The organism is Corallococcus sp. AB018 (genome assembly GCF_003986945.1).
In the GTDB taxonomy this organism is placed as follows: domain Bacteria; phylum Myxococcota; class Myxococcia; order Myxococcales; family Myxococcaceae; genus Corallococcus; species Corallococcus exiguus.
Window position 1 is genome coordinate 1 of the sequence record NZ_RAWR01000293.1, and the last position, 10,099, is coordinate 10,099.

A 10,099-nucleotide genomic window follows, 5' to 3' on the forward strand; every position below is an offset into this window, starting at 1 on the left:
GGGGGACAGCCCCGAAGTGCGAGGCATGCAGGTGACGGGCAGGGCGGGGGCGGGCATGTCGGACGCTCCGAAACACCATGTGCTGCCGCAAGAGCACCGCGAATGGTTCGAGCGGCGCGGATTCAAGGGCGACATGGACATCGACAACTTCTGCGTCCGGCTGGAGCAGGCCGATCATGAGGCGATTCACGGCGGGGGAAACTGGAAGCTGGGACGCACATGGCCCGGCGAGTGGAACAGGATGATTATGAAGGCCCTGCGCGATGCCGAGATTGCCACTGGTCGAACTCTGACGCGGAACGAGATCCTGACTCTCGTAGCGAAGAGCATGCGGGACTATAGGATCCCGATGAACTTCACTCGTGGGAGAGGACGATGAGCGATGGAGGTGCATGGCAGGGCAACATCAAGGCGCGCCTGTACGAACGGATCCGTGAGCGAGGCTACGACTCACTGACCGCCTTTGCCGATGCGCGCCCTGCCGTTCCGCTGTACGTCCTGGCCGACGAGCTGGGCAACGACGTTGCTGCGGTGCAAGTGTTGAGCGGCTTGCTGTACGAGGCAGAGCAGCACAAGCGGGTCACGCGCTTCGTTCGCGACGTGCTTGTGCGCGAAGTCGCTGAGGGACTCCCCAACGGTTGGCCGCCCATCTTGGACGACGCAGGCCGCTTCGAGGTTGCAATGACGCTTGGGCGCTGGTCTGCGTACACCCCAGAAACCTATGAAGAGCGCGTGCGGCGGGTGCGCGATGTGCTCCTCGCCAGTCCACCACCTCCCGGCTGGCGCCCGCTCAGTCCTGACGACGAACTGCTTCGGACGCTCCTTCCCGACGAGGACGTCTGACCCGGCGGGCCGTTGAAGGGGCCGCCATGGTGAAGAGAGAATCTCGTGACAGCAAAGGCCAAGACCCCTCCCGAAACCTATTACGCAGGGGCGTACGGGGGGCGCGCAAGGAGTCGCCGGAGGAGTGCGCCCGACGCACGGCTGCGTTCCCTACCTTGCTGGCGCCAAGCGATCCCCTCCTCTTCCAGTGGTACTTGCCCACGCGAACATCCAGGGGGGGAGTGAGCCCCCTCTGATGCCGCCCGATGTGCCGACGCGGACGGAGCAGTTCCGGCTTGGTGTCAACCGCGAGCGCGGAGGACCCGCTATTGAGCAACTGGGCTTTACCTTCTGGTTCGACAACGGAGGCCCGGATGCGGATTGCGCTGCCCTGCGCATCACGTGTGGCGCCTCCTCGGAAGCGGTCCCCAATTCGTGCGTGATGACACTCCCGAAGCGCGGACCGAACGCTGACAGGCTCCAAACTGCCCATGTGTTGGCGGGAGTGGAGCAAAGCATGGCGTTGGCCTGGGACCCTGACGGGTGTGTCTCTACATCATGGGACCATCGCGAACTTCTCTCAGACGAAGGCAGAACCGGAACGTTCGTGGGATGGGTCACGTACCTGTCGCGGCGTCGCGGCAAGGTGCCGCCACTTCCCGCCCCGGCGCGAATCGAGCCGGTCGAGGACAAGGGCACGCTCATCGTTCTGACTCCGGAGCGCTTCACGGTGGCCAACCCGGAGCATGTGGCGCTGGCGCATCGCGTTCGTGAGCTGCTGGCAAGGGCCGATCTCATGCAGCCAGTCACCCCCTGACCCGCCACGGCTCCGTGGGCTGGAAGGGCCGTCATGTGCCCCCAGTGTGCCCCTCCAGCGTGGTTCAGCCGGGCACACCCCGGAACGGGTTGGGACGGGGCGGGATGATGAACCCGAGGGAAATCAAGGCGATAGGGGGTAACAGCGCGTCCTGCCTGGGCTTCCCATTGCCTTGGCCCACGGGTTCAAGTCCCGTACTCCTCGCCACTGAGAAGGGCCCGGAATCGAAAGGTTCCGGGCCCTTCGCTTTTCTGGCCGGGTAGAGCACCAGGGGACGTCCCGACCGGCAATCGAACGGAGGGGCAGGCGTACACCTCGCGTCCCACCTCCTTCCTTCGGTGAACCCATGCGCCCTTCCCTGTCCCGCCTCGTGCTCGCGGCCATCCTGTCCAGCCCGGGAGGTGCGGCCCTCGCGGCGGAGGGGACGAAGAAGCCCGCCACGCAATGGTTGGCCAGCCCTGCTCATGCGGCCCGCGCGGCGCGAGTGGAGGCGGGCCTGGCCCCGGTCGTCATCGAAGGCGAGAAACCCCAGAGCCTGACGCTCCCGCAGTGGATGGCGCTGTACCGGATCCCCGGGCTGAGCATCGCCGTCTTCGACAAGCACTCCATCGTCTGGGCCAGGACCTATGGCGTGAAGGAGGCGGGAGGCTCGGAGCCCGTCACCCTGGAGACGCTGTTCCAGGCGGGATCCATCAGCAAGCCGGTGACCGCCCTGGCGGCGCTGCACTTCGTCGAGGCCGGCAAATGGTCGCTCGACGAGAACATCAACGACAGGCTGCGCTCGTGGACGGTCCCCGAGAACGACTTCACGAAGGAGCAGAAGGTCACCCTGCGCCGGCTGCTCAGTCACAGCGCGGGGACGACCGTGCATGGCTTCCCCGGGTACGCCGTCGACGCTCCCATGCCCACGCTGGCGCAGGTGCTGGAGGGCGTGGCGCCCGCGAACACCGGCCCGGTTCGCGTCGACCTCGTCCCCGGGACGAAGACGCGCTACAGCGGCGGGGGTACGTCCATCGTCCAGCTGATGATGGTGGATCAGCTCCAGAAGCCGTTCCCCCAGGTGATGCGGGAAACGGTGCTGAAGCCGCTCGGCATGAGCAGCAGTTCCTACGAGCAGCCCCTGCCTTCGGCCCTCGCCACCAGGACCGCGACCGGGACGTACTCCAGCGGGAAGAGCGTCGCGGGCCGCTGGCACGTGTACCCGGAGATGGCCGCGGCCGGACTGTGGACCACGCCGTCCGACCTCGCGCGGGTCGCCCTCGAGGTGTCCAACGCGAAAGCGGGGAAGTCCAAGCGCGTGCTGTCGCAAGCGATGACGAAGCAGATGCTGACGCTGCAGTCGGAGCGGTTCGGGCTGGGCTTCCAGGTGGAAACCGGCACCGACCGCTTCTGGCACGGAGGCGCGGACGAAGGCTTCCAGGCCGCGTTCATGTCCTTCGGTGACACGGGCAGCGGCGTGGTCGTCATGGCCAACTCCGACAACGGCTTCCTGCTCTTCGACCGCCTCATCGCCAGCGTCGCGGCCGAGTATGCCTGGACCGCGTTCAAGCCCGAGCCCGTGTCGCCGTCCGCCCAGGTGGATGTGCTCATGCGGTTCAAGGGCATCGACACCGCGCTCGCCTGGTACACCGCGAAACATCGCGAGGGCATGAAGGGCCTGGAGTCGGGGCAGCTGAACCAGCTCGGCTACCGGTTGCTGGGAGACGGCAAGGGCTCGGAAGCGGTGCGGGTGTTCGAAGCGAACGTGAAGCTCTTCCCGACGGATGCGAATGCCTTCGACAGCCTGGGCGAGGCACAGCTCCAGCTGGGACTGAAGGAAGAGGCCATCGCGAGCTACAGGAAGTCACTCGCACTGGACGCGGGCAATGCCAATGCGGTGAAGGTCCTCGAGAAGCTTGGCGTTCCCACCGGGAAGTGAGCGCAGGGCCAGCGCCGGCTGCTTGAGGGCTGAGGCAGCGATTGCAGCATCTGCAGCTCTTTGACATCCCGCACAACTGCGGCGAACCTGGAAAGATGAGATTTCCACATGCCTTCGCCCTGACTGTGTCCTGTCTCATTCTTGCCAGCCCTGCCCACGCGGCGCCCACCCAGAACAAGTTCGTCACCATCTTGTATGAGACGTGGGCGGACTATTGGCTGTCCATCTTCGGGCCGGCGAATACGTGGTGCCGGCTACCAGCCCCCTACGACGCGAGCTGCCCGGTGGCGGATCAGTCGGTGGCGGAGTGCCCGTACACGTCCTTCCACTGGTGGGGTGCGCCCGCGCTGTTCAGCGGGGACATCAACCAGTACCGCTTCCGCAAGGCGGACGGCACCGCGAACAACGCGCTCATCGACAATCACGCGAGCCTCCTCGCCGCCGCCGGAATCGACTTCATCACCATCGACTACTCGAACAGCAACCTCGGGGACTCGCGTTTCAACAACGCCACCCTCACACTGCTGACACGCTTTCGAGACCGGATGGCCGCGGGCCAGGCCACACCGAAGGTGGCCTTCTTCAACTCGGGGAGTTCGCACTCGCCCCTCTACAACACGTTCTACACGGCGTTCCCCGCCAGCCTCTTCTTCCACGTCGGCGGCAAGCCGCTCCTGATGTCCAATGACTGCACCGGAGCGACCCAGTTCACGTGCAAGCCCATCGCGGGACTGCAAAACAGCACCGCCACCTGGTCGTTCAAGGAGCGCACGCCGCAGCCGTACTACTCGAGCAACGGGTGGCCCGAGGAGATCTCCGTGGTGCCCGCGACCCAGGCGGACTACATCAACAGCTGCCTCGGCAATGCGCTGGGGCGCCGTGGTGGGGCCACCCTGAACGAGCAGTGGTCGAGCGTGACGGGCAGCAACCCCACCTACGTCTTCGTGACCGGCTGGAACGAGTGGGGCTCGCAGAACGTGAACCCCGGCAACCTGTCCAGCCCGTATCCGAGCCTGCGCCCGCTCCTGACCGACGAGTGGAATCCGGAGTTCTCGTCGGACTTCGAGCCGATGTCTGGCGGACACGGCACGTTCTATTACGACCAGCTCAAGGCGAAGGTGGCGCAGTACAAGCGCAACGCCCCGAACTTCGTGCTCCGGAGCATCAGCTCGGGCAACTGGTTGTTCAAGTACTACGTGGGCGGCAACGACCTCGGGGGCTCGAACTTCACCACGACGTTCCCGTGGGCGGCCGGAAGCCAGTTTCAGCCCATCACCGGCGACTTCGACAACGATGGGTACAGCGACATCGCCGTGCGAGATGTGCTCAACGGCGTGTGGCACTTCGCGCGGCGAATCTCTCCGTATGTGTACTCGCACACGGTGAGCTTCACCTGGGCCGCGGGCGCTCAATTCCAGCCCCTCGTCGCCGACTTCGATAACGACGGGCGCACCGACATCGGCCTGCGCGACACCACGACCGGCGCCTGGCACTTCGCCCGCCAGGTCGGGCCCTACACGTACGCGCACACCAACAGCTTCACGTGGGCGGCCGGGGGGAACTACCAGCCTTTCATCGGCGACTTCGACCAGAACGGCCGTACCGACATCGGGCTGCGCGATACCGCCAATGGCGTGTGGTACCTCGCGCACTGGGTCGCCCCCTACGCCTATTCGAACGCACTCACGTTCTCCTGGGCATCGGGTTCGAACTACCAGCCCATCACCGGCGATTGGGACGGAGACAGCAGGCAGGACATCGGCCTGCGTGACTCCACGACGGGAACCATCTTCCTGATCAACAACAGCGGGACGTTCTCCTTCGGGAATCAGGAAACCTACAGAGGCCCCTCCGGCGGCGACTATCAGCTCCTCATCGCGCCGAATTCGCCGAACGGGCCGTGAGCCCCGGCACTGCCAAAGCGTAGGAGCGAGTTTCCCCAGGGCCCGGCACTTCTCAAGCGAGGCCGGGCTGACATAGCCGAGTGAGGAGCGACGCCGCCGCGAGGTCCGCGATCGACAGGGACGAGCCCACCAGGTAGCGCGACGGGTCTCCCTGGATCTCCCGCTCCAGCCTGTCCAGTCCCTCCAGCATCTTCGCCTTGGACTCCTCCAGGGTGGCGGTGAAGCTTTCGAGCCCCGGGGCCGAGAGGGCATGTCAGACCGGTGATGTGCAATCTCCTCGGCGGGGGCGAGCGGCTCTGGGGAAGGCGGACCCCTCTGACCCGCAGCGCCACGACATGAAACCTTGGAGGCTTGGGACTTGGAAACCCCTGGACGCAGATTCGGAAGCGCCGTGGTCATCGGCAGCAGCATGGCGGGGCTCCTGAGCGCGCGGGTGCTCGCGGACCACTTCGACAAGGTGACGCTGGTGGAGCGGGATGTCCGGGTGGAGGGGCCCGCCGCGCGCAAAGGCGTTCCGCAAGGGCCGCACATCCACGTGCTGTTGGACACGGGCCGGCGCATCCTCGACAAGTACTTCCCGGACCTGTTCGAGCAACTCCAGGTCCAGGGCGCCGAGTTCATCGACTCGAGTGGAGACCTCGCCTGGCACCACTTCGGGGTGTGGAAGCTGCGCCGCACCAGCGGCATCCCCGGGCTGTTGTGCACCCGGCCCCTGCTTGAGTGGAACGTCCTGCGCCGGGTGAAGGCGCGGCCCAACGTAGCGGTGCGCGAGGGCTGCTCCATTGAAGGGCTCATCTCCGACGAGAAGGGCACGGGGCGCATCACGGGCGTCCGGGTCAAGACACCCCAGGGCGAGGAGTCGTGGGAGGCGGACCTCGTCGTGGATGCCAGTGGCCGGGGCTCGCGGATGCCTCAGTGGTTGGAAGCCATCGGCTACGCGCGCCCGGAGGAAGAGCAGGTCATCGTGGACCTTTCCTACACGACGTGCCTGCACGAGCCGCCGCCCCACTTCCAGAAGGAATGGAAGGCGCTCTTCCTCTATCCAAGTCCTCCCAAGGCCTGGCGCGCGGGTTTCATCTCACACGTGGAGGGAGGCCGGTGGCTCGTCACCCTCAATGGCTACTTCGGGGAGCACGCGCCCACCGAGTACGCGGGGTTCCTCGAGTACGCGCGCTCACTGACGCGTCCGGACCTGTACAACTACCTGAAAGAGGCCACGCCGATAGGGCCCATCTCCCAGCACAAGGTGAAGGACTGCCGGTGGCGGCACTACGAGAAGCTGCCCCGCTTTCCCGAGGGGCTGGTCATCCTGGGAGACGCCGCGTGTGCCTTCAACCCCCTCTACGGGCAAGGCATGTCGGTGGCGGGGCTTGGCGCGGAACTGCTGGACACCTGCCTTCGCGAGCAGGCCGAACGAGGCGAGCTATCGGGCCTGGCGCAGCGCTTCCGCGAGCGGCTGCCTGAAGTCATCCGGCTCCCGTGGCTGTTGGGCACGGGCATGGACCTGCTGTATCCGCAGGCCGTCGGGAAGCGGCCCTTCGGGCTGGGCTTGCTGCACTGGTACATCCTGCGGCTGATGGAGCGCACGTCGACCGACGCACACGTCCATCGCCAGTTCTACCGGATACTGCACCTGCACACGGGGCTGGAGGCGGTTCTCCAGCCCTCCGTGGCATTGCCCGTGTTGGGCCATGGCGTCATGTCGCTCCTCCGCCCTCTCGAGCGGCTGGCGAATACCGAGACACGGCCTCCCCCTCTCCCGCGCCCAAGCCCTGTCCCGGTCCAGAAGTCCACGGAGTAGCCGCCGCTGCTGCTGCCGGTGGTGCCGCGCTCCCTCAAGCAGGGGCGGAGCCGGGGCAGGAGGAGGAGAGCCCCGCCTTTGCCGCGACGGTGGAGAAGCCTTTGGAAGGAGCGCACACCTCGTTTGGACTGGGCGGGGCACGCATTGGATGGACAGGAGCGCTATTTCCTTCAGCAGTCCCCATCGCACCTGGTGCGGAAAGAACAACGTCTACTTACGGTAGGGCACGTGCGGCAGCACCCGCTCCACCAGGTGCACCGCCGTCACCTGCGCCCGCTTCGCGTTGCAGGAGGGGCACACCCCTCGCCCCTTGCACGAGAAGGCGCTGAGAAGGGCCCGGAATCGAAAGGTTCCGGGCCCTTCGCTTGTCTACAGCCCTACCTGGAACAAGAGGATGAGCCGCGAGAAGGAGTCCGTGCCTTCCCGCAGCGCCGGGTAGTGGTCCCAGGTGAGCACGGCCCCCAGTGGACCGAAGTGCAGGTCCGCGAGGAGCCGCAGGCCCGGCCTGGCTTCGGGGAGCACCTGCACCGGTACACCCAGGCCAAGCCCGAAGCTCGGGATGATGACAACCTGGGGCGTCGCATACTGCGTGAGCGGCGTGAGGACGAGCTGGTCTCGAAAGTCCGTCTCCACCGAGAGCGAATGCAGGAAGGACTCGGGCGCGGCGAGCTGGTAGCCGAGCCGTGCCATGAAGCGGGAACCATCCCCGAGCCGTGCGCCCAGGCCCAGCTGCACACCGCCCGGAATCCACCACGGCTGGGGCTTCGTCAGCGTGACGTTGAGCCACTCGGGCGCGCTCTCCGCCGTGAGGATCCGCTCCGCCACCACCTGGTCGCCCTCGTGCCGAAGCCGCCAGCCCGTGGACACCGGGAGCGTGCGCGCGGATGCGTTTGGGCTGCTGCCCACCTCCCACGCGGAAGGGACACGCACCGTGACGTGGAGCGTGGGGTTGCCCGCCCAGGTCCGGATGGGCCCCAGCAGATAGTCGATGTCCCAGTGCGTGGCCCGCGCCGGACTGGGGGACAGCAGTGCGTGGCGCGACTGGACCGCGGGCCACACGTACCCCGAAGGCAGGAAGCGCCGCTCGAGCTGCATCAGGCCGCGCACCACCAGCTCCCCTTCCCTCCCGGGCGGAAGCGTGAGGGTGAAACCGAAGCGCTCCACCAGGGAAGGCGCGGGCCGTCCGAACGCATCCTCCGGCGTGGGGCCCATCGAGGCCGCCTGCTCCTCTGTCACCGGGAGAGGCTCCTCGTCGAAGCGCACGCGGACCTCGCGCGTACGGAGCCCCAGGAACGCGGCATCGATGACCTCCGCCTCGGGGGTCCCGTTGCGCAGCTGGTAGCGCGCCTCGAAGCGGCAGACCGCCTCCTGCTCCGCCTCCGCGCAATCGAAGTCCAGCTTCTCGCTGAGCACCTCCGTGCGCGTGCTCGCGGTCCCCGGTGACAGGGTGAAGGTCGCGGGCGTACGCGTGGAGGCGGCCACGTTGGCGGCGGCGGGCGATGCAGCGAGGAGACACACGAGGGATGCAAGGCGGGCCGCCATGTCCGCCAGTGTCGCTCAAATCCGTGGGAGCACCGAGGCGGTCCTGCTGGAACGGAGCCGCTCGCTCAGAGCTCCACGTCGTAGGCGGCGGCCATCCGGTTGGCGAAGTTCTGGATGTCGGGCGGCGTGTCCGCGTCCAGCGTCACGCGGATGCGCCGCCCCGCGACGACGTAGGTGACCGACCGGGTCTGCGCGTCATGCATGAAGGGCCGAGGAAACGACGGACCGCTCTCCGCCGGGAGCCGGCTGGCCGCGATGAGCAGCGTCGTGAGCCGATGGACGTCCGAGCCTCGCGAGTCGTGCTCGCGGGGACGACGCACCTCGAAGCGGCCATCCGCGAAGACCTCCAGATTGAAGTGCCGCGTGTTGGGCATCCCCGGGGACTTCGACAGCTCGAGCACGACGTCGTCCGCCGGATGGGCGTCCGCGGACAACGACCGTCCCGCCTCCACCTGTGACTGGATCAACGGAGAGAAGCGGATGAAGTCCGCGAGCGAGCCTTCAACCACTTCGGCCCATTCGCCACGCGACCAGCCGTCCACGCCTTCGAGACGGGAGAAGAGCTCATCGACGTACCACTGTCGCTCATCCTTCCAGGCGACAATGACGTGCGCGCGAGGAGACGCGGCGTCGAGAAGCGTGATGAACGAGCGCCGCTCGGACTCGTCATGACTGTTGTAGCCGTCGAGACTCCGCGGGAAGAACGCCTTCCGCAGGAAGTCGAAGCCATTGGACTGCGCATCGAAGTATGCGCCCAGCGTCGTCGTGGGCTTCTCTTCGTGGAAGTACGGAAGAAAGGACAGCTTCACGGAGAGGGGATCCACTCCCGCCGGAGGCACGAGTTCGCACCGCTCGACGACGGGCCGACCTCTTCCTGGCGCACCAGAGTCACGAACGGCCTCACGATAGAGTTCGAAACGAGGGCTCGAAGTCTGCTTCACGGGCGCACCTTTTCTTGGGCTCGTGGCCTCCGGGCACATGGCGGCACGACACCCCAGCGAATCCTCCGACTGTGCCATGAAGGAACCGGACGCGGTGATGCCGCGTCAAGAATTGCAGCGTGATCTTCCAGCGCGTGCTGAAGGCGGCGAACTTCAGGTCCAGCAACTGGGACTTCGCGCGCACGTTCACGCAGCTCAAGCACGATAAGCTCGTCCGCTTCCAGCACCGGCACGACCACCATGGCCTTCCCATGCTCCCACTCCATGACGGGGCTCCGGAGGCAAGAGGTGGACCGCTAGTTGTAGTCCTCCGTCGGGCGCGCCAGGGGGTTCCTGGGGGGCGGAGACTTCGAG

Annotated in this window: 10 protein-coding genes and 1 pseudogene; 7 read left to right on the forward strand and 4 right to left on the reverse strand. The window is 66.6% G+C overall.

The genetic code is table 11. The features are described 5' to 3' along the window. From D7Y11_RS38775 to D7Y11_RS38800, 6 genes are all read left to right on the forward strand, one after another. On the forward strand, positions 1-379 hold a 379-nt coding region (locus D7Y11_RS38775), incomplete at its 5' end, for a DUF2380 domain-containing protein (RefSeq protein ID WP_126936196.1). Further along, positions 376-843 (forward strand): NUDIX hydrolase, encoded by a 468-nt coding sequence (locus D7Y11_RS38780; protein WP_120575026.1) that lies wholly within the window; start codon positions 376-378, stop codon positions 841-843. The genes D7Y11_RS38775 and D7Y11_RS38780, both read left to right, overlap by 4 nt. Positions 844-869: 26 nt before the next feature. Further along, positions 870-1,079, forward strand: coding sequence for an Imm52 family immunity protein (locus D7Y11_RS45410; RefSeq protein ID WP_346728633.1), 210 nt, complete (start codon positions 870-872; stop codon positions 1,077-1,079). Continuing rightward, positions 1,079-1,639, forward strand: coding sequence for an immunity 52 family protein (locus D7Y11_RS38785; protein ID WP_120575027.1), 561 nt, complete (start codon positions 1,079-1,081; stop codon positions 1,637-1,639). Before D7Y11_RS45410 ends, D7Y11_RS38785 begins: the two co-directional genes overlap by 1 nt. Before the next feature lie 346 nt (positions 1,640-1,985). Continuing rightward, a complete protein-coding gene (locus tag D7Y11_RS38795; RefSeq protein WP_126936197.1) occupies positions 1,986-3,557 on the forward strand; it encodes a serine hydrolase in 1,572 nt (523 codons plus the stop codon). 95 nt (positions 3,558-3,652) lie between these two features. Then, complete coding sequence (locus D7Y11_RS38800) at positions 3,653-5,461, forward strand: VCBS repeat-containing protein (protein WP_126936198.1); 1,809 nt, start codon at positions 3,653-3,655, stop codon at positions 5,459-5,461. 52 nt (positions 5,462-5,513) lie between these two features. On the opposite strand, the gene D7Y11_RS38805 is transcribed toward D7Y11_RS38800, so the two are convergent. Continuing rightward, complete coding sequence (locus tag D7Y11_RS38805; RefSeq protein ID WP_255424548.1) at positions 5,514-5,672, reverse strand: glutathione S-transferase domain-containing protein; 159 nt, start codon at positions 5,670-5,672, stop codon at positions 5,514-5,516. Positions 5,673-5,819: 147 nt separating this feature from the next. Between D7Y11_RS38805 and D7Y11_RS38810 the strand changes: the two genes are divergently transcribed. Further along, on the forward strand, positions 5,820-7,262 hold the full coding sequence (locus D7Y11_RS38810) for an NAD(P)/FAD-dependent oxidoreductase (RefSeq protein ID WP_126936199.1): 1,443 nt from the start codon (positions 5,820-5,822) through the stop codon (positions 7,260-7,262). Between the two features lie 210 nt (positions 7,263-7,472). Here the strand turns inward: D7Y11_RS38810 and D7Y11_RS43590 are convergent. The 3 genes and pseudogenes from D7Y11_RS43590 to D7Y11_RS38820 form a co-directional block, all read right to left on the reverse strand. Continuing rightward, positions 7,473-7,577: pseudogene (locus tag D7Y11_RS43590) on the reverse strand (hypothetical protein); the annotation flags it as partial. Between the two features lie 54 nt (positions 7,578-7,631). Next, positions 7,632-8,804 carry a hypothetical protein gene (locus D7Y11_RS38815; RefSeq protein ID WP_233607540.1) on the reverse strand — a complete coding sequence of 391 codons (1,173 nt, stop codon included), beginning with the start codon at positions 8,802-8,804 and terminating at the stop codon, positions 7,632-7,634. 65 nt (positions 8,805-8,869) lie between these two features. Continuing rightward, a complete protein-coding gene (locus tag D7Y11_RS38820) occupies positions 8,870-9,613 on the reverse strand; it encodes a hypothetical protein (RefSeq protein ID WP_126936200.1) in 744 nt (247 codons plus the stop codon). Positions 9,614-10,099: the final 486 nt, after the last annotated feature.